General features: G+C 70.9%; 19 protein-coding genes. 7 read left to right on the plus strand and 12 right to left on the minus strand.

The window, feature by feature from the left end; all coding sequences use genetic code 11:
• Window positions 1-97: 97 nt before the first annotated feature.
• Window positions 98-2548 (plus strand): glycoside hydrolase family 3 C-terminal domain-containing protein, encoded by a 2451-nt coding sequence (locus ACFWWR_RS33275; RefSeq protein WP_384307198.1) that lies wholly within the window; start codon window positions 98-100, stop codon window positions 2546-2548.
• 69 nt (window positions 2549-2617) lie between these two features.
• Here ACFWWR_RS33275 and ACFWWR_RS33280 read toward each other — a convergent pair whose 3' ends face one another.
• Window positions 2618-3589: an aldose epimerase family protein gene (locus tag ACFWWR_RS33280; protein WP_384307200.1), complete on the minus strand. Its 972-nt coding sequence runs from the start codon at window positions 3587-3589 to the stop codon at window positions 2618-2620.
• Window positions 3590-3618: 29 nt separating this feature from the next.
• Window positions 3619-4518: an SGNH/GDSL hydrolase family protein gene (locus tag ACFWWR_RS33285; protein WP_384307203.1), complete on the minus strand. Its 900-nt coding sequence runs from the start codon at window positions 4516-4518 to the stop codon at window positions 3619-3621.
• 273 nt (window positions 4519-4791) lie between these two features.
• On the opposite strand from ACFWWR_RS33285, the gene ACFWWR_RS33290 reads away from it, so the two are divergent.
• Window positions 4792-5286: a DUF3145 domain-containing protein gene (locus tag ACFWWR_RS33290; RefSeq protein WP_383871213.1), complete on the plus strand. Its 495-nt coding sequence runs from the start codon at window positions 4792-4794 to the stop codon at window positions 5284-5286.
• A gap of 132 nt (window positions 5287-5418) precedes the next feature.
• Here ACFWWR_RS33290 and fabF read toward each other — a convergent pair whose 3' ends face one another.
• From fabF to ACFWWR_RS33315, 5 genes are all read right to left on the minus strand, one after another.
• The gene (gene fabF / locus ACFWWR_RS33295; protein ID WP_383871215.1) at window positions 5419-6690 is read right to left on the minus strand and encodes a beta-ketoacyl-ACP synthase II; all 1272 of its coding nucleotides are present in this window, start codon (window positions 6688-6690) and stop codon (window positions 5419-5421) included.
• A 79-nt stretch (window positions 6691-6769) separates the two neighbouring features.
• Window positions 6770-7018: an acyl carrier protein gene (locus tag ACFWWR_RS33300; protein ID WP_361477659.1), complete on the minus strand. Its 249-nt coding sequence runs from the start codon at window positions 7016-7018 to the stop codon at window positions 6770-6772.
• A gap of 102 nt (window positions 7019-7120) precedes the next feature.
• The gene (locus tag ACFWWR_RS33305; protein WP_384307206.1) at window positions 7121-8122 is read right to left on the minus strand and encodes a ketoacyl-ACP synthase III; all 1002 of its coding nucleotides are present in this window, start codon (window positions 8120-8122) and stop codon (window positions 7121-7123) included.
• A 17-nt stretch (window positions 8123-8139) separates the two neighbouring features.
• A complete protein-coding gene (locus ACFWWR_RS33310) occupies window positions 8140-9078 on the minus strand; it encodes an ACP S-malonyltransferase (RefSeq protein WP_383871223.1) in 939 nt (312 codons plus the stop codon).
• Window positions 9079-9167: 89 nt separating this feature from the next.
• On the minus strand, window positions 9168-10373 hold the full coding sequence (locus tag ACFWWR_RS33315) for a PucR family transcriptional regulator (protein WP_383871226.1): 1206 nt from the start codon (window positions 10371-10373) through the stop codon (window positions 9168-9170).
• Between the two features lie 72 nt (window positions 10374-10445).
• Here ACFWWR_RS33315 and ACFWWR_RS33320 point away from each other — a divergent pair, with 72 nt between their 5' ends.
• Window positions 10446-11099, plus strand: coding sequence for a pirin family protein (locus tag ACFWWR_RS33320; protein ID WP_384307256.1), 654 nt, complete (start codon window positions 10446-10448; stop codon window positions 11097-11099).
• Window positions 11100-11224: 125 nt separating this feature from the next.
• On the opposite strand, the gene ACFWWR_RS33325 is transcribed toward ACFWWR_RS33320, so the two are convergent.
• Window positions 11225-12046 carry a serine hydrolase domain-containing protein gene (locus tag ACFWWR_RS33325; RefSeq protein ID WP_383871229.1) on the minus strand — a complete coding sequence of 274 codons (822 nt, stop codon included), beginning with the start codon at window positions 12044-12046 and terminating at the stop codon, window positions 11225-11227.
• Window positions 12047-12065: 19 nt separating this feature from the next.
• Complete coding sequence (locus ACFWWR_RS33330) at window positions 12066-12539, minus strand: GNAT family N-acetyltransferase (protein WP_383871232.1); 474 nt, start codon at window positions 12537-12539, stop codon at window positions 12066-12068.
• 97 nt (window positions 12540-12636) lie between these two features.
• Between ACFWWR_RS33330 and ACFWWR_RS33335 the strand changes: the two genes are divergently transcribed.
• Together ACFWWR_RS33335 and ACFWWR_RS33340 are read left to right on the plus strand one after the other, a co-directional pair.
• On the plus strand, window positions 12637-13101 hold the full coding sequence (locus ACFWWR_RS33335) for a MerR family transcriptional regulator (RefSeq protein ID WP_383871235.1): 465 nt from the start codon (window positions 12637-12639) through the stop codon (window positions 13099-13101).
• Window positions 13101-14117, plus strand: coding sequence for an aldo/keto reductase (locus ACFWWR_RS33340; RefSeq protein ID WP_383871237.1), 1017 nt, complete (start codon window positions 13101-13103; stop codon window positions 14115-14117). The genes ACFWWR_RS33335 and ACFWWR_RS33340 overlap by 1 nt, the downstream gene beginning before the upstream one ends.
• Window positions 14118-14186: 69 nt before the next feature.
• Here the strand turns inward: ACFWWR_RS33340 and ACFWWR_RS33345 are convergent, their stop codons facing one another.
• The 3 genes from ACFWWR_RS33345 to ACFWWR_RS33355 all read right to left on the minus strand — a co-directional run bounded on the left by ACFWWR_RS33345 (window position 14187) and on the right by ACFWWR_RS33355 (window position 17064).
• Window positions 14187-15044, minus strand: coding sequence for a DUF4429 domain-containing protein (locus tag ACFWWR_RS33345; protein ID WP_383871361.1), 858 nt, complete (start codon window positions 15042-15044; stop codon window positions 14187-14189).
• Between the two features lie 57 nt (window positions 15045-15101).
• Window positions 15102-16322: an alpha/beta hydrolase gene (locus tag ACFWWR_RS33350; RefSeq protein ID WP_383871240.1), complete on the minus strand. Its 1221-nt coding sequence runs from the start codon at window positions 16320-16322 to the stop codon at window positions 15102-15104.
• Window positions 16323-16422: 100 nt separating this feature from the next.
• On the minus strand, window positions 16423-17064 hold the full coding sequence (locus ACFWWR_RS33355; RefSeq protein WP_383871243.1) for a TetR family transcriptional regulator: 642 nt from the start codon (window positions 17062-17064) through the stop codon (window positions 16423-16425).
• A gap of 95 nt (window positions 17065-17159) precedes the next feature.
• Here ACFWWR_RS33355 and ACFWWR_RS33360 point away from each other — a divergent pair, with 95 nt between their 5' ends.
• A complete protein-coding gene (locus ACFWWR_RS33360; protein WP_383871246.1) occupies window positions 17160-18779 on the plus strand; it encodes an MFS transporter in 1620 nt (539 codons plus the stop codon).
• Between the two features lie 308 nt (window positions 18780-19087).
• Window positions 19088-19396 carry a small hydrophobic protein gene (locus ACFWWR_RS33365; protein WP_383871249.1) on the plus strand — a complete coding sequence of 103 codons (309 nt, stop codon included), beginning with the start codon at window positions 19088-19090 and terminating at the stop codon, window positions 19394-19396.
• Window positions 19397-19499 lie beyond the last annotated feature (103 nt).

Here is a 19499-nt window from a genome sequence, read left to right on the forward strand (position 1 = left end):
ATTATGACGACAAGGTAACGGAACCTACCGGTCTACAGGTAACGGGTGCACGATGAGGGAAGGACGGCACCGCACGACTCAACGAGGAGGCACCCAGATGGCGGGCACCCAGGAACCCCCGGAGACGCAGGAGGCCCGCGCGGCCCGCGAGGTGGCCGTCGAGGCGGCCCTGAGCAGGCTCGACCTGGACGCCAAGACCCGGTTGCTGGCCGGCCAGGACGCCTGGTCGCTGCCCGCCCTCCCGGAGATCGGCCTCGGGTCCCTCCTCATGTCGGACGGCCCGATCGGAGTCCGGGGTGTCCGCTGGACCGCCGACGACCCGTCCATCGCGCTGCCCTCCCCGACCGCGCTGGCCGCCACCTGGGACCCGGAGCTCGCCCGCCGCGCCGGCACCCTCCTCGCCCAGGAGGCCCGCCGCAAGGGCGTCCACGTCCTGCTCGCCCCCACGGTCAACCTGCACCGCTCGCCGCTCGGCGGCCGCCACTTCGAGGCGTACAGCGAGGACCCGTACCTCACGGGCCGCATCGGCTCCGGCTATGTGGCCGGCGTCCAGTCCGGCGGCGTCGGCACCACGGTCAAGCACTTCGTCGCCAACGACGCCGAGACCGACCGATTCACGGTGAACAACCTGCTCAGCGAGCGCACCCTGCGCGAGCTGTACCTCGCCCCCTTCGAGGCGATCGTCGAGAACGCCCACCCCTGGGGCATCATGACCGCCTACAACTCGGTCAACGGCACGACGATGACCGAGCACCACCACCTGGTGAACGAGATCCTGCGCGGCGAATGGGGCTTCGACGGCTTCAACGTCTCCGACTGGACCGCGGCCCGCTCCACCACCGGTGCCCTCAACGGCGGCCTGGACGTCGCCATGCCCGGCCCGCAGACCGTCTACGGCGACGCGCTCGCCCAGGCCGTCCGCGACGGCGAGGTCGACGAGGCCAAGGTCGACGACGCCGTCCGCAACGTCCTGCGGCTCGCCGCCCGCGTCGGCATCCTGAAGGGCGCCGAACCGGCCGTCACCGAGCTGCCCGGCACCGTCGACGGCGAGGCCCTGGCCCGCGAGATCGCCCGCCGTTCCTTCGTCCTGGTGCGCAACGAGAACCAGGCGCTTCCGCTGAAGCCGGGGACCGTCGCCCTCATCGGCGCCGCCGCCCGAGACGCCCGCGTCCTCGGCGGCGGCTCCGCCACCGTCTTCCCGGCCCGGATCGTCTCCCCGCTGGACGGCCTCACCGCCGCCCTCCCCGAAGGCGCCCTCACCTACGCCGTCGGCGCCGACCCGAACACCGAACTCGCCGTCGCCGACAAGGGATTCGAGCTGCGGGCCGTCTGCCGTGACGCCGACGGCAAGGTCATCGGCACCGCCTCAGCCCCCAACGGTCAGCTCCAGTGGATGGGCGACGACTTCCCCGACGGCGTCACCCACGCCCGCCTCCACACCGTCAAGTTGACCGGCATCTTCACCCCGCGCGAGACCGGCACCCACACCTTCGGCATCAAGGGCCTCGGCGCCTTCACCCTGCGCGTCGACGGCACCACGTACTACGACGACGTCCAACGCCCCACCAAGGACGACCCGTTCCTCACCTTCTTCGGCGCCCCGGAACCACGCGCCCAGGTCGAACTCACCGTGGGCCGCCCGGTCGAGGTCTCCCTCACCCACGTCGTCCGGTTCCCGGACGACCTCCCGATGAAGGCCGTCTCCTTCTCCCTCGCCCACCAGGAGCCACAGCGCGACCCCGACGAGCTGATCGCCGAGGCCGTCGAGACCGCCCGCGCCGCCGACACGGCCGTCGTCGTGGTCGCCACCACCGAGCGCGTCGAGTCGGAGGGCTTCGACCGCACCGACCTCACCCTCCCCGGCCGCCAGGACGACCTGGTCCGCGCCGTCGCCGCCGCCAACCCGAACACCGTCGTGATCGTCAACGCCGGTTCCCCGGTGGAACTGCCCTGGCGCGACGAGGTGGCCGCCGTCCTGCTCAGCTGGTTCCCCGGCCAGGAGGGCGGCGACGCCCTCGCCGACGTGCTGACCGGCGTCCACGAACCCGGTGGCCGCCTCCCCAGCACCTGGGGCAGCCTCGCCGACGCCCCGGTCACCCAGGTCGTCCCGGACCACGGCGAGATGCCGTACAGCGAGGGTGTCTTCATCGGCTACAGCGCCTGGGAGAAGCACGGCCGCACCCCCGCGTACCCCTTCGGCCACGGCCTCGGCTACACCGACTGGACCTACGAGTCGGTCGAGGTGCAGGGCACCACCGTCCGGGTCCGCCTCCGCAACTCGGGCACGCGCCCCGGCCGCGAGGTCGTCCAGGTCTACCTGGCCCCCGGCGAGCCCGACGCCGAGCGCCCGGCCCGCAGGCTGGCCGGCTTCGCCGGGGTGACCGCCGCCGCGGGCGAGACCGCCGAGGCCACCGTGGAGCTCCCGCGCCGGGCCTTCGAGATCTGGGACGGCGAGGAGGGATCCTGGTCGTTTGTGAAGGGTTCGTACGAGATCCAGGTGAGTCGCTCGATCACGGACCGTCGGCTCACCGCGACGATTAACGTCTGATCCGGGACCAGTTCCCCCCACGACCAGCCCCGGCCCGGGTCCTGACCCCTGGGCCGGGGCTCATGACGTCTAACGGGTGGAGAACCCGTACACCGTCTCCGAGCGGTACACCTCGCCCGGCCGCAGCACCGTGCTCGGGAACTCCGGGCGGTTCGGGGAGTCGGGGAAGTGCTGGGTCTCCAGCGCGATGCCGTCGCCGGGAGCGAAGGGCTCGCCGAGATGGTCCGCGGTGTACAGCTGAAGGCCGGGTTCGGTGGTCGCCACGGTGAGCACCCGGCCGGACGCGGGCTCGTGCAGCTCGGCGGCCTCGACGGGCGTCCGCGTCACGCCCTTGTCGAGCACGAAGTTGTGGTCGTAGCCGGAACTGACCTTCCGCGCCTCCCGGAAGTCGAAGCGCGTGTCCGCCACCTCCTCCAGGACGCCGGTCGGGATCAGGTCCGCGTCGACCGGGGTGAACCGGGAGGCGGCGATCCGCAGTTCGTGCCCGCCCGCGTTGCCCGACCCGCCGAGGTTGAAGTAGCTGTGGTTGGTCAGGTTCACGATGGTCGGCGCGTCCGTGACCGCTTCGTACGCGATCTGCAGCGCACCGGACTTGTCCAGCGTGTACGTCGCCGAGACCTCCAGGCGCCCCGGGAAGCCCTCCTCGCCGTGAGCGGCGACCCGGCTCAGACGCACGCCGTGCTCCGCCGGCGCCATGTCCCACACCCGCTTGTCGAAGCCGCGTTCGCCGCCGTGCAGGGAGTTGGGCGCGTTGTTGAGCGCGAGCGCGTACGTCCGGCCGTCCAGCGGGAAGCGGCCGCCCGCGATCCGGTTCGCGTACCGCCCGACCAGGGCGCCCACGTACGGTTCCGGGTTGGCCGCATAGCCGTCGAGGTCCCCGAACCCCAGCACCACGTTCTCGGCGCGCCCCTCCCGGTCCGGGACCTCCACCGACTGCACGATCCCGCCGTACGACAGGATCCGCACGCGGACTCCCGCCCGCTCCAGGGTCCAGCGGTGCACAGGGGTGCCGTCGGAAAGTGTTCCGAAGAGTTCGTTCATGTGCGTAACTTTAAGTCACGGACCGCGCGTCAGGCCTTCTTGCCCGTCACCGTGCGATAGGCGATCTCCGCGAGCCGCGCCTGGCCGTTCACACTCGGGTGGAACCAGTCCCAGTGGCTCAGCTGGGCGGTGCCGAAGCGGAAGTCGTAGACCGCGCCCCCGTCGAAGCGACAGTGGCGGTCCTTGGCGCAGACCTCCTCCAGAACCTCGTTGTAGTCCTCCACCCGCTGCTGCACGGTGTCCCGCCGCTCGGTCGCCGCCGCGTCCAGGGCGTCCGCGTCGGCCAGCATCGACGGGCACAGGCCCAGCTTCCACACCTGCTTGCCCATCGCGTTGGTGCGGCCCTCGGACCACAGCCGCTTCAGGTTCGGCACGCTCGCCACGTACACCTGCGCCTTGGGGGAGCCCTTGCGCAGCGCGCTCATCGCGTCCTCGAAGTCGGCGCGGAAACCGGCCACGGACGTCATCGCCGAGGTGCTGGACCGGCAGGCGTCGTTCGACCCGACCATCACCGCCACCAGCCCCGGCTTCCTCGCCGCCGCCTGAGCCATCTGACCGGGCAGGTCCGCCATCCGCGCCCCGGTCACCGCGTAGTTCCAACTCCGCTCGGCCGCCTTCGCCTTTCCCAGCAGCCGTACGGCGAGACTGTCGACCTCGGCGCTGCTGCCCGTCGCCCACGACACCTCGGGGCAGTCCGACAGCACCGAGCACGCGTCGAAACCACGGGTGATGGAGTCCCCGACGGCGGCGATGGACGCCGGGCTGCTGTCCCAGGCCGGCGTCGGCTTCGGGGACGGCTTCGCCTTCTGCGCCCCGGTGCCGCTCGGCCCCGGCGAGTTGCCACCGACGGCGTCACAGCCGGTGACGCCCAGGACGGCCGCGGCCAGGACGGCGAGAACGGCGCGCGAGCGTTGGCCCTGTTTCCGCATCCGGTGGTGATCCCCTCGGTCGTCGGGTGATGGTATGAAACGTGGAAAAGGTCGTCCGTCCATAACAACGCGCGAGAGTTCCCGGCGGCCGGTACGCAACGCTTCGCACCCGTACCAGCGTCCTGCCGGGTGAATGGCGGGGGTTTCACGGCACTGGGACCGACGGTACGTCACACTCCTTGCGCCGCCGCACGGTAGCCTCGCCATCAACGTGGCTGCCCCGCCACTGCCGTCCGCCAGTTCGCAAGATGTCCGCTCTGCCCGGAGGTCCCGGTGACGACACGTGGAGTTCTGTACGTGCACTCCGCGCCGCGCGCGCTGTGCCCGCACGTCGAGTGGGCCGTCGCCGGGGTGCTCGGCACACGCGTCAACCTCGACTGGATCCGGCAGCCCGCCGCGCCGGGCACCTGGCGCTCCGAGTTCTCCTGGCAGGGCCAGGCCGGCACCGCCTCCAAGCTGGCCTCGGCACTGAGAGGCTGGCACCTCATCCGCTTCGAGGTCACCGCCGAGCCCTGCGCCACCGCCGAGGGCGAGCGCTACAGCTGCACCCCCGACCTCGGCATCTTCCACGCCGTCACCGGCATCCACGGCGACATCCTCATCCCCGAGGACCGCCTGCGCGCCGCCCTGGTCCGCTCCCAACGCGGCGAGACCGATCTGGAGGCCGAACTCGCCAAGCTCCTCGGCAAGCCGTGGGACGACGAGTTGGAGCCGTTCCGGTACGCGGGCGAGGGCGCGCCGGTCCGCTGGCTGCACCAGGTGGTGTGACGCCCCAGAGGCGCGAGGAACTGCGCGACCCAGCCCAGGACGGCCCGTAGTCGGCCGACAACAGAGACCAGAACGGCGTGTGGCCCGCCCCCCCCACCCGGGGTTCGGGCCACACGCCGTTCACGGCAGAGATCAGACCGTACGGAACGCCAGCACCACGTTGTGCCCGCCGAACCCGAACGAGTCGTTCAGCGCGGCGATACGGCCCTCGACCGGCAGCTTCCGGGCCTCGCCGCGCACGATGTCGGCGTTGGCCTCGGCCTCGGGGTCGAGGTTCTCGATGTTGATGGTCGGCGGGGCGATCCGGTTGTACAGGGCGAGGACCGTCGCCACCGACTCCACACCGCCCGCGCCACCCAGCAGGTGACCGGTCATCGACTTGGTCGCCGAGACCGCCATGTGGTCGGCGTCGTCGCCGAACACCTTGCGCAGCGCCTTCAGCTCGGCCACGTCACCGGCCGGCGTCGAGGTGGCGTGCGCGTTGACGTGCATGATCTCGGCCGGGTCCAGGTCGGTGCGGTCCAGCAGGTTCTGCAGGGCGTGCGAGATGCCACGCCCCTCCGGCTCCGGCTGCACGATGTCGTGGCCGTCGGCGGAGATGCCCTGGCCGACCGCCTCGGCGTACACCCGCGCACCGCGCTTGGCGGCGTGCTCGGCGGACTCCAGGACGATCACGCCGGCGCCCTCGCCCAGGACGAAGCCGTCGCGGGCGGTGTCGTAGGGACGCGAGGCGCCCTCGGGGTCGTCGTTGTTCTTGGACATCGCCATCATGTTGCCGAACGCGGCGATGGGCAGCGGGTGGATCGCCGCCTCCGTGCCACCCGCGACGACGACGTCGGCGCGGCCGGAGCGGATCATCTCGATGGCGTAGCCGATGGCCTCGGCGCCCGACGCGCAGGCGGAGACCGGCGTGTGCACGCCCGCCCGGGCGCCCACGAGCAGACCCACGTTGGCGGAGGGGCCGTTCGGCATCAGCATGGGGACGGTGTGCGGGGAGACGCGGCGAACGCCCTTCTCCTTCAGCACGTCGTACTGGTCGAGCAGGGTCGTCACGCCGCCGATGCCGGAGGCGATGACCGCACCGAGCCGGTCGGGGTCGACGGCACTGTCGTCGCCCGCCGTCGCGGTGAAACCTGCGTCGGCCCACGCCTCCTTCGCGGCGATCAGCGCGAACTGCGCCGATCGGTCCAGTCGGCGGGCCTGCGGCCGCGGGATGACCTCGGTCGGCTCCACGGCGATCTGAGCAGCGATGCGGACCGCCTGGTCGGCGGCCCACTCCTGCTCCAGGGGCTTGACGCCGGACCTGCCGGCGACCAGGCCCTCCCAGGTAGAGGCTGCGTCGCCACCCAGCGGTGTGGTTGCGCCGATACCGGTGACGACCACGGTGCGATTGGTCGAGCTCACGGGAATTCTTTCTCCAACGGATACGAGGATTCAGCGGCGCCACCGCCGGGTGGCGGGGCCAGGCTCGGGGCCTAGAGGATCAGCCCTGGTTCTTGAGGATGTAGTTGGTCGCGTCACCGACGGTCTTGAGGTTCTTGACGTCCTCGTCGGGGATCTTGACGTCGAAGCGCTCCTCGGCGGCGACGACGACCTCGACCATGGACAGCGAGTCGACGTCCAGGTCGTCGGTGAAGGACTTGTCCAGCTGGACGTCCTCAACCGGGATGCCGGCGATCTCGTTCACGATGTCGGCGAGACCGGCGACGATCTCTTCCTGAGTGGCGGCCATGTCAGGCGCTCCTTCGTAGTAATCCAGAGGGTGTGGCGTCCACCGCGTGAGCGGCAGGTGGTGCATTTCCCGTGCCGGACCGCATGATCCGGCACGGAGTGCCTAAGGGAGGGTAACGACCGTCGCGGCGTACACGAGACCCGCCCCGAAACCGATGACGAGCGCGGTGTCGCCGCTCTTCGCCTCTCCGGTCGCCAGAAGCCGCTCCATCGCGAGCGGAATCGAGGCGGCCGAGGTGTTGCCGGTGGTGCGTACGTCACGCGCGACCGTGACGTGCTCCGGCAGCTTGAGAGTCTTCACCATCGAGTCGATGATCCGCTCGTTGGCCTGGTGGGGAATGAAGACGTCCAGGTCGTCCGAGCTGATCCCGGCCGCGTCCAGCGCCTGCTGAGCGATCTTCGCCATCTCGAACACGGCCCAGCGGAACACCGCCTGGCCCTCCTGCGTGATCGCCGGGAACTTGGCGACCTCGCCGTCGCGGTAGTCGGTCCACGGCACGGTCTGCTTGATGGTGTCGGACTTGTCGCCCTCCGAGCCCCAGATGGTCGGGCCCATTCCGGGCTCCTGCGAGGGACCCACCACGACCGCGCCCGCGCCGTCCCCGAACAGGAAGGCCGTGGCCCGGTCCTCCAGGTCGGTCAGGTCGGACAGCCGCTCCACGCCGATGACGAGGACGTACTCCGCCGAGCCCTCGACGATCATGCCCTTGGCGAGGGTGAGGCCGTAGCCGAAGCCCGCGCAGCCGGCCGAGATGTCGAAGGCGGCGGCCTTGTCGGTGCCGAGCTTGTCGGCGATCTCGGTGGCGACGGCCGGAGTCTGCTTGAAGTGCGAGACGGTCGAGACGATCACCCCGCCGATCTGCTCGGCGGAGATCCCGGCGTCGGCGATCGCCTTGCCGGACGCCTCGATCGACATGGCGGCGACGGTCTCCTCGTCGTTCGCCCAGTGCCGGGTCTCGATGCCGGAGCGCGAGCGGATCCACTCGTCGGAGGAGTCGATCGTCTCGAGGATCACCTCGTTCGGCACGACCCGGGTGGGACGGTAGCCGCCCACACCGAGGATCCGCGCGTACGGGGCGCCCTTGCTGGGCTTGATCTTCGACATGCTCTCCAGGCTCCTTGTCAGGCGCCCGCCGCGTCAGCGGCAGGTGTGGCTGTCTCGGCGATGAGCTCGCGAGCGGCGTCGAGGTCGTCGGGGGTCTTCAGGGCCAGCGTCTTCACACCGGGCAGCGCACGCTTGGCGAGCCCGGTCAGCGTGCCGCCGGGGCACACCTCGATCAGGGCGGTCACGCCGAGCGCCTTGAAGGTCTCCATGCACAGGTCCCAGCGGACCGGGTTGGCGACCTGGCCGACGAGGCGCGCGACGATCTCCGCGCCCGTGTCGACGGCCCTGCCGTCCTTGTTGGAGACGTACGTGACCTTCGGGTCGGCGGGCGTCAGGGCCTCGGCGGCCTTCGCCAGCGCGTCGACCGCGGGGGCCATGTGGTGCGTGTGGAAGGCGCCGGCCACCTTGAGCGGGACGACCTTGCGGACACCCTCGGGCTTGTCCTCGTTCAGCACCGCGAGCTGCTCCAGCGTGCCCGCGGCCACGATCTGGCCGGCCCCGTTGACGTTCGCCGGGGTCAGACCGAGCTTCTCCAGGTGCGCGACGCTCACCTCGGGGTCGCCGCCGAGCAGCGCCGACATCCCGGTCTCGGTGACGGCGGCGGCCTCGGCCATCGCCAGGCCCCGCTTGCGTACGAGGGTCAGCGCGGCGGTGTCGTCCAGGACACCCGCGAAGGAGGCGGCGGTGATCTCGCCGACGCTGTGTCCGGCGACGGCGCCCGGCGACACGTCACCGAGCGCCGCGGCCGACAGGATTCCGGCCGCGACAAGGAGCGGCTGGGCGACGGCGGTGTCCCGGATCTCGTCCGCGTCGGCCTGCGTGCCGTAACGGGCGAGGTCCAGTCCGATGACGTCGGACCACGCGGCGACGCGGTCCGCGGCACCGGGGAGTTCGAGCCAGGGGGTCAGGAAGCCGGGCGTCTGGGCGCCCTGGCCGGGAGCGACGAGTACGAGCACTCTCACACTCTCTCTTGTGGACGGCCACGGCCGCCCGTGGGGACAAGGACGAAGAACAGGAGGGGGTTTTGTAGACCCCCGACAAAAGACTAGGTCTGAAGATCCCCGTCGACCAGACGCCCCAGGATCAGCGCGATCCGCAGCGTGAACGCCGACCGTACATCGGAAGGCGACCAGCCGGTGACGTCAGTCACACGTCGAAGCCGGTAGCGCACGGTGTTGGGGTGGACGAAGAGCATACGAGCGGCCCCTTCGAGACTGCTCGCCTGCTCGAGATAGACCGCGAGCGTCTCCAGGAGCGCCGAGCCGGCCTCCTCCAGCGGTCTGTAGATCTCCTCCACCAACTGCTCGCGCGCCGCGGGGTCACCCGCCATCGCGCGCTCCGGAAGCAGATCGTCCGCCAGCACCGGCCGCGGGGCGTCCTGCCAGGCAGAACACGCCTTCAGGCCGGCCGCGGCGGCCTGCGCGGACCGGGTCGCGGCCAGCAGGTCCGGTACGACGGGCCCCGCCACCACCGGCCCGGCGGCGAAGGGTCCGATCAGCGACTTGGCGACGGCGAGCGGATTGTCGCTGCCGCCCGCGATGACCACGAGCCGGGCCCCGAGCACCCCGGTCAGGACCTGGAGCTTGGCGTGCCGGGCGGCCCGCCGGATGGCCTCGACGGTCAACTCGCTGTCACCGTCGGGAGCCGTCCCCAGCACCACGCACACATGCTCGGGGGAGTTCCACCCGAGGGCGGCGGCCCGGCTGACGGCACCCTCGTCGGCCTCCCCGCTGAGTACGGCGTTCACGACGAGCGACTCCAGGCGCGCGTCCCAGGCGCCGCGTGCCTCGGCGGCCTGGGCGTAGACCTGGGCGGTGGCGAAGGCGATCTCGCGGGCGTACACGAGCAGCGCCTCGCGCAGCACGTTCTCGTCCCCGGGAGCCGCCACCTCGTCGATGGCCGACTCCATGACCTCGATCGTGGTGCGCACCATCTCGACGGTCTGCCGCAGGGTGATGGCCCTGGTCAACTCGCGGGGCGCGGTGCCGAAGACGTCGGTGGAGATGGCCTGGGGGGCGTCCGGGTGCCGGAACCACTCGGTGAAGGCGGCGATACCGGCCTGGGCGACGAGCCCGATCCAGGAACGGTTCTCCGGCGGCATCGCCCGGTACCACGACAGCGTCTCGTCCATGCGCTGGATGGCCTGCGCGGCGAGACGCCCGGACCACTTCTCCAGCCGCTTCAGGGTTGCGGGGTGCGGGTGGGCATCGGGCGCGGCGGGATCGCCGGCGTGGGTTTCGGGTTCGGGCACGGGACAAGACTGCCTTATCCGGACGGGAGTACGCGTCCCCGGGTACCGGGTGAGGACTACGGTGGTGTCGTGATGGACGTACGGCGCGCCACGGAGCGCTACCGAGGCGGCGACCCGGAGGCCGGAATCGAGTCGCTCCACGCCTTCTCCTTCGGCCCGCACTACGACCCCGACAACCTCCGCCTCGGCGCGCTGATCGCCTGCAACGAGGAGCGGCTCGCCCCCGGCGCCGGTTTCGACGAGCACCCGCACAGCCACACCGAGATCGTCACGTGGGTCGTCGAGGGCGAACTGACCCACCGCGACTCCACGGGCCACGAGACGGTCGTACGCGCCGGTGACGTCCAGCACCTGACCGCGGCGGCGGGCGTCCGGCACGTGGAGCGCAACGACGGCCCGGGCCCCCTCACCTTCGTCCAGATGTGGCTGGCCCCGCTGGAGCCGGGCGGTGACCCGTCGTACGAGATCGTCCACGGCATCGCGGACTCCACGCCGTACGCCGTCCCCGAGGCGGGCGCGATGCTCCACGTACGGCGCCTGGGGGCGGGGGAGCGGACGGCGGTACCGGACGGGTCGTACGCGTACGTGCATGTCGTACGCGGCGAAGTGACCCTGCACGGCCAGGAGTTGGGTCCGGGCGACGCGGCGCGGATCACGGACGCGAAGGATCTGGAGGCGGTGGGGGTGACGGGGGCGGAACTGCTGGTCTGGGAGCTGACGCTCTGACCGGCGTACGGGCCGTTGTTCTCGACCGACCGAGTCGGGTGGTGGGTGGGCGAAGGTCCGGGGGTTCCAGGGGGCGGAGCCCCCCTGGGGACGGGACGGGAAGGGGCGGCGGGGGCGAAAGAAGCTCAGCCCCGCAACTCCGCCAGCACCGCGTCCGTGAACACCGGCCACGCCTCGACGGCCCAGGGCCCGAACGCACGATCCGTCAGCGCCACACAGGCCACCCCCGCATCCGGGTCGATCCACAGGAACGTGCCGGACTGCCCGAAGTGCCCGAAGGTCCGCGGCGAGGACGAAGCGCCCGTCCAGTGCGGCGACTTGCCGTCGCGAATCTCGAAGCCGAGCCCCCAGTCGTTCGGGTTCCGGTGGCCGTACCCCGGCAGCACGCCCTTCGTGCCCGGGTACTGGACCGTCATCGCCTCGGCGACCGTGCGGGGATCCAGCAGCCGCGGCGCCTGGACCTCCGCCGCGAACCGCACGAGGTCGTCCACGGTGGAGACGCCGTCCTTGGCCGGGGAGCCGTCCAGAGTCGTCGAGGTCATCCCCAGCGGCTCCAGCACCGCCTGGCGCAGGTACTCGGCGAACGGGATCTCCGTGGCCTTGGCGATGTGGTCCCCGAGCTGCTCGAACCCGGCGTTGGAGTACAGCCGCCGTTCCCCGGGCGGGGCGGTCACCCGGTGCTCGTCGAAGGCCAGCCCCGAGGTGTGCGCGAGCAGATGACGGACCGTGGCCCCGGGAGGCCCGGCCGGTTCGTCGAGCTCGATCGCCCCCTCCTCGTACGCGACGAGGGCGGCGTACGCGGCGAGCGGCTTGGTGACCGAGGCCAGCGGGAAACGCCGCTCGACCGGGCCGTGGGCACCCAGCAGGGTCCCGTCCGCCCGTACGACGGCTGCCGCGGCGGTGGGAACCGGCCAGTTCTCGATCAGGGCGAGACTCTGCAAGGACATGCGGTCGAGCCTAAGCGGCTCAGAGCCTCAGCCCCATCGCGGGGTCCGGCTTGCGGACGAAGCCGAGGGCGGCGTACAGCGGCTCGGCCTCCTCGGACGCGGTCAGCAGGACCTGGCCGGCGCCCCGCTCACGGAACCAGGCGAGCAGTTCCTCCATGCACGCCCGCGCGTACCCGCGACGGCGGGCGTCCGGGTCGGTGGCGACGCTGAAGACGTACCCGCCGATCCCGCGCGGGTTGCCCGCCTTGCCGATCCGGTAGTCGATGGTCCCGGCAACCAGCGCCGCCAGCGCGCCCGGCCGCTCGGGATGGTCGACGACGAAGGCCGCGAAGTCCCCGTCGGGCTCGGCCAGCCGGGCACGCAGCGCGGGCAGGCCCTCCGCGTGCCATTGGGTGTCCCCGGCGTCCGGCCCGGACAGCGAGTCGATCATCACCTGGCGCAGACGCAGAACCTCCCCCGCGTCCTCGGTCGTGGCACGACGTACAAGACTCATGCCCCGCACGCTAGCCAGCCGTCCCGTGCGGCGTCCTGCCGATTTCTTACCGGTACGGCTTGCTTCGAGTGCACTCCAAGGCCATAGCGTTGAGGCCATGACGGTGATGGAGACCACGGGTACCAGGACCGACAGCTGTGCCGCCCCGGAGCACCAGCCCGGTCGACGTCCGGACGGCCAGGACAGCTACACGATCAGCGAGGTGGTCGCGATCACCGGCCTGACCGCGCACACCCTGCGCTGGTACGAGCGCATCGGCCTGATGCCGCACATCGACCGCTCGCACACCGGCCAGCGCCGCTACTGCAACCGCGACCTGGACTGGCTCGACCTCGTCGGCAAGCTCCGGCTGACCGGTATGCCGGTGGCGGACATGGTGCGCTACGCGGAACTGGTCCGCGAGGGCGACCACACCTACGGCGACCGCTTCGAGCTGCTGAAGGAGACCCGCGAGGACGTCCTCGCCCGGATCGCGGAACTCCAGGACACGCTCGCGGTCCTCGACCGGAAGATCAATTTCTACGCGGACGCCGGGCGGGCCCTGGCGTCGGAGAGGTCCTGATGACGGACGGCAAGATTCCCGCGGCACGGCTCGGCGACGACGGCCCCGAGGTCGGTGTACAAGGCCTCGGCTGCATGGGCATGAGCTTCGCGTACGGCCCCACGGACGCCGGCGAGTCGCGGGCCACGCTGGAGCGTGCCCTGGAGCTCGGCGTCACCCTGTACGACACGGCGGACGCGTACGGCGCGGGGGAGAACGAGAAGTTCCTCTCCCCCTTCTTCAAGGCACACCGCGACGAGGTGGTCATCGCCACCAAGTTCGCCCTGGCGATCCCCCCGGACGACCCGACCCGGCGCATCATCCGCAACGACCGGCCCTACATCCGTCAGGCCGTCGAGGCGAGCCTCGAGCGCCTCGACGTCGACGTGATCGACCTCTACTACATGCACCGGCGCGACGTGAACGTGCCGATCGAGGACACCGTCGCCGCCATGGCCGAGCTGGTGCGCGAGGGCAAGGTCAAGCACCTCGGCCTGAGCGAGGTCACGGCCGACGAACTGCGCGCCGCGCAGGCCGTCCACCCGATCGCCGCCGTGCAGTCCGAGTGGTCCCTGTTCAGCCGGGACATCGAGGCGAACGTGGTGGCGGCGGCCCGTGAGCTGGGCGTGGCCCTGGTGCCGTACTCCCCGCTCGGTCGCGGCTTCCTCACCGGCTCCTTCGCCGACGCCGACAAGGACCTCACCGCCGACGACTTCCGCCGCCAGCAGCCCCGCTTCACCGGCGAGAACGCCGCCGCCAACGCGGCCCTGCTGGAGCCGGTCCGCTCGCTGGCCGAGGCTCACGGGGTGTCGCCGGGTCAGATAGCCCTGGCCTGGGTCCAGCAGCAGGCCTCGGTGCACGGCCTCCCGGTGATCCCGATCCCGGGCACCCGCAAGGCCGGCCGGATCGAGGAGAACACGGCGGCGACGAGGATCGAGCTGACGAAGGAGGAGCTGGCGCTCCTGGAGCCGATCGCGGCGAAGGTGGCCGGAGACCGCTACGCGGACATGACGTTCACCTCTGCTGGCAGGGAGTAGAGCAACGCCCCAAGGGGCGCGGGGAACTGCGCGGCCAGCCACATCCGGCCCGCACCCGACAACGAACCCTCAAAGCTCAGCCAACAACTCGGCCTTCTTCACCGAGAACTCCTCGTCCGTCACCAGCCCCGCCTGATGCAGTTCCCCAAGGTGCCGAATCCGCTCGGCGATGTCGGCGGGGTCCCGGCGCGGCATGGCCGCCGTCGGGACCGCCGGCACCGCGGAGCGCTTCCGGACCGCCGCCAGTACCGCCGCGGCGAACGGCAACGACTCGTGGACGGGCCCGTATCCGAGCCCGAACACCACGGCGGCGGGATCCTGGTCGGCCGGCATCGGGGGAGCCTCCCCGCGCAGCAGCCGCAGATGCCCCTCGAACACCTCCGGTGACCGCCACTGAACCCCGGTCAGCTCGGACACCGGGAAACTCTGGTCGCCGGCCTTCCACTTCGCCGACGACGCCCCGGTCCAGAACCACCGGAAGTGCACGGTCCGGCCGTCGAAGGACGCCTTCCCGTCGTACGCCTTGAACTGCAGCGGCACTTCGGGAGCCGGCACCAGGAACCCGTCGGTCGGCCCTGCGTCCTGCTTCAGCTGCGCACGCAGCTCGTCGGCGTAGTACTCGGCGAGCGTCTCCTTCTCGGCGGGCAGCACCAGCCGGTACGGATCGCACCCCTCCTTGAGCTGCCCCTCGGCCACCTCCATCAACGGATCGGCCCCGGGGCGCGGTTCGGCGCGCAGTACCACCGTCCCGCGTCTGCCGGGCGTGAGCGTCACCCCGGCGAGCGCGTCGAGAGGGACACGTCGTTCCCCCAGCGCCTGGAAGAGCTTGGGTGTTCGAATCCCCCGTTCGTAGCGGATGAGCATGGAGTCGGACTCGAACTCCCAGGCGGCATGAAATCCGGCCAGTACGTCACCCATGCGGCTCATCGTATGCGGCACGAGCTCCTTCGTCCCCTCCCCGCGCAAACCGCGATTCCTTCTTCTCTACGCGCGTCCGGCCGACGCCGTCGCGGACAAACCCGTCCGGCAGGCTTCGGTATCGCCCGCGCAGTGCACCGAGCGGTATGCGCCAATGCCGATCTCGGCGAAGTTCAGCAGGCTCTCCGTGCCCGGTTCGAAATATCCGCTGTGCCCGTCCGCGCCCCGCGCCGACAGCACGCGTGCGCCGAACGCGGCGGACATCGGGTCCGCCCCGTGACCGAGCCCTCCGACCTCCAGGTACGGCACGTCCTGCACCCAGTCCTCGGCGTCCCGCATCGCCCACACCTGCGCGGAGGTGCGCAGGTGGGACGCCTTCGCGACCCGCATCCCGGGGCTGCCGGCCACCGCTATGTCGGCGACCCGGTCCGGCAGCGTGTGCGCGGCGAGGCCGCACACCACGGAGCCGTAGCTGTGGCAGAAGAGGGAGACGGGGGTGGACCCGGGCAGGGCGCGCACCAGCGCGTTCAGCCGGATCGCGCCGTCCGCCGCGCGCATCGCGGTGGCCGAGTCGATGCCGAGTCCGCTGGGCGCGGTGTAGTCGGCCCAGGCGATGACGGCCGTGCGTGTCGACGGGCTCGCCGTGCGCTCGGCCTTGTACAGGGCGGTGGCCATGCCGACCGGCGCGGAGTACTGGCGGGAGGTCCGCTGGAAGGTGAGCAGGTCGGTGTCGACGCCGGGGACGACGACCGAGACCCGCTCCGCCTTCTTCAGGTTGCCGAAGACCTCGGCGACCCGGCCGGAGCCGTCGGGGTTGAAGGCGAGGATGTGGCGGTCCTTGCTCATCAGCGAGACGTAGCGGTGCATGCGCCGCCCGGCTTCCCGCTGCCCGTCCGGGGTGAGCCGTACGTCGTGCATGCGTTTCAGCTCGACCTTGCGGGCCTGCCCGAGGGCGATGCGGTTGGCGCGGTAGCGCAGCTCGACGGGGGCGCCGTTCATGTTGCCGACGGCAAGCGGATAGCGCCGGGCGAGGCTCGCGCGCTGCTGCGGGGTGAGCGAGGCGAAGAACCGGGCGAGACGGTGGGGGGACGTCTCCTGCGGGTCCGGGAGCCGGTGCCCGGCGACGCGGCCGTGCTCCCACTCCGAGAGCGAGGTCTGCAGCGCGGTGGAGCTTCGCTGGCTGCGCAGTGCGGTCCAGCCGGTGGTGGCCAGCATCACGAACACCACGGCCAGCGCGAGCAGTGCGCGCCAGACGTTCAGTTGCGGCGAGGTGTCGAAGGAAGTCACTGAAAGGACACACTAGGAGAACGACTGGGTCTCGCGTTAACCAAGTGGCGTGAATCACGTTTGGACAAAGAGGGCTCTTCGGGGCATAGTGCGGGCGCCTTCAGGCCGTTCGCCAGTTTCCGGTCAGTGCGGGGCCCACCTGTTCGAGGTACGCGACCGTCAACGACCGCATCGCGTCGAGGCTGAGGTCCTCGCCGGTGCTCCACTGCCGTTCCGTCACCCGGATCACCCCGCTGAAGACGGCCACCGTCAGCCGGGGGCGCGGGTCGGTGTCCACGTCGAGGCCCTCGCGCTCGGCCAGCACCCGCGCGATGGTCTCCTCGGCCTCCGCGGAGCGACGCAGATGGGCGGCGAGCAGGACGGGCGTCGACTCGATCACCCGGTACATGCGCAGATGCAGCTCCACCGGTACGACGGACTCGACGATCTCGTTGAGCGTGTCCCAGCCCTCCAGGACCGCCTGCCGCAGCGCTTCCATCGGAGCCTCGTGCGCCGGACGCTCGCGCACCGACTCGACGAAGCGTTCCACCGTCATCTCCTGGACGGCGAGCGCGGCTTCCTCCTTGTTCGCGAAGTAGCGGAAGAAGGTGCGCTGCGAGACGTCGACCGCCTCGGTGATGTCGTCGACCGTCGTCTGCTCGTAGCCGCGGCCGGTGAACAGTTCGTGGGCGGCCCGGATCAGCGCGTCGCGGGTGCGCTGCTTCTTGCGCTCGCGCAGTCCCGGCCGTGACGCCGTGGTCATGGGCCACTCCTCGTGGATAACAATCACTGTCCTGACAGTTACCGACTTGTGAATTGGTTTGTCAATTGTCAGCGGCTGTCATTAGCCTCGCACGCATGACTAGTCAGACCACCATCGACGCGACGGGGCCGGGGGACAAGGCGCCAACACCCCCGTCGGACCGGTCGCCTGCCAGCGGGCTGCGCGGCCACCCCTGGTTCACCCTCATAACCGTGGCCGTCGGGGTCATGATGGTGGCCCTGGACGGCACCATCGTGGCCATCGCCAACCCGGCCATCCAGTCGGATCTGAAGGCGAGCTTCGCCGACGTCCAGTGGATCACCAACGGCTACTTCCTCGCCCTCGCGGTCTGCCTCATCACCGCGGGCAAGCTCGGTGACCGCTTCGGCCACCGCCAGACCTTCCTGATCGGCGTGGTCGGCTTCGCCGCCGCCTCGGGCGCGATCGGCATGTCCGACAGCATCGCGCTGGTCATCACCTTCCGGGTCCTGCAGGGCCTGTTCGGCGCCCTGCTGATGCCGGCCGCGCTCGGCCTGCTGCGCGCGACCTTCCCGGCCGAGAAGCTCAACATGGCCATCGGCATCTGGGGCATGGTCATCGGCGCCTCCACCGCGGGCGGCCCGATCCTCGGCGGCGTCCTGGTCGAGCACGTCAACTGGCAGTCGGTGTTCTTCATCAACGTGCCGGTCGGCATCCTCGCCGTCGCCCTCGGCGTGGTGATGCTGGTCGACCACCGTGCCGAGAACGCCCCGCGCTCCTTCGACATCCTGGGCATCGCCCTGCTGTCGGCGGCCATGTTCTGCCTGGTGTGGGCGCTCATCAAGGCCCCGGAATGGGGCTGGGGTTCCGGCACGACCTGGACCTTCCTCCTCGCCGCCGTCGTCGGCTTCGCGCTCTTCGCCTTCTGGGAGACGAAGGTCAAGGAGCCGCTGATCCCGCTGGCGCTGTTCCGCTCGGTCCCGCTGTCGGCGGGTGTCGTCCTCATGGTCCTCATGGCGATAGCCTTCATGGGCGGCCTGTTCTTCGTCACCTTCTATCTGCAGAACGTGCACGGTATGGGCCCGATCGACGCGGGTCTGCACCTGCTTCCGCTCACCGGGATGATGATCGTCGGCTCCCCGCTGGCGGGCGCGATGATTACCAAGCTGGGCCCGCGCGTCCCGCTGGCCGGCGGCATGGCCGCCGTGGCGATCGCCATGTTCGGGATGTCCACGCTGGAGACGGACACCGGCAGCGCCGTCATGTCCCTCTGGTTCGCCCTGCTGGGCCTCGGACTCGCGCCCGTCATGGTCGGCGCCACCGAAGTCATCGTCGGCAACGCCCCGATGGAGCTCTCCGGTGTCGCCGGCGGACTCCAGCAGGCGGCGATGCAGATCGGCGGCAGCCTCGGTACCGCCGTCCTCGGCGCCGTGATGGCCTCCAAGGTGGACAGCGACCTCGCGGGCAACTGGAAGGACGCGGGGCTCCCGGAGCTCACGCCGACCCAGCTCGACCAGGCCGCGGAAGCGGTCCAGGTCGGCGTCCCCCCGGTCGCCAAGGGCACGCCGGAGGCGATCGCCACGAAGATCGCCGACGTGGCGCACGACACCTTCATCTCCGGCATGAGCCTGGCGTCCCTGGTCGCCGCCGGAGTCGCCGTCGTCGCCGTCCTGGTCGCCCTGCTCACCAAGCGAGGTCAGAACGCGGAGGCGGGCGCGGGCGTCGGACACATCTGACGAACCCCGCGAGAAATACTGCAAGTTCCCCTATCAGGGTGACAACGCTAAAGATTCCTCGCACCCGGTACGCGCCGCGGGCCACAGTGGGTCTGGCCCTCCGTACGGCATGTTCCCCAGGCAAGTTCGGGACGTTCGTACGACGAACGAGGGCGACCGGATCTGCGGCGCGCTGCCGGAGGGGGGCGGCGCGCCGCAAGGCCGGAGTCGAACCGGCAGCAGGCGAGGGGGATTAGGAACCCAGCCTGGGGTACCCGCTTCAACGAACCCGAGAACGACCCGAATTCACCGAGGGGTTCTGGGAGTTGATGATGGCGGGCTTCGGACAAGGAACGCGCAGGCACCCCCGTTCACGTAGCCGGACGTGGTCACGGAGCGGGACGGATCGCGCGACGCTCGGAATCATCGGAGTCATCTGCGCGATCGCCGGATTCTTCGTGCTGGGGATCATCCTCGGCCCCGTCGCGATCGTCTGCGGCTGGCTCGCCATGGGCCGCAGCTGGGCGGGCAGTCGCCCCGTCCCGGCCCTGGTCGCCCTCGTACTGGGCGCCATCGACACGCTCCTGGCCGTCATCTGGCTGGCGGGAGCGGCAACCCCGGGCAGCGGGATGTTCTGACCCGGGGCGAGTGAGGGAAGGGCCCCCGGTGGGACGACCGGGGGCCCGCCTTCATGTCCGGCCCGGCTCAGGGCCGAAGTGACCGCTCGCGCACGGTCGCAGG

The organism is Streptomyces sp. NPDC058678 (assembly GCF_042714835.1).
In the GTDB taxonomy this organism is placed as follows: Bacteria; Actinomycetota; Actinomycetes; order Streptomycetales; family Streptomycetaceae; genus Streptomyces.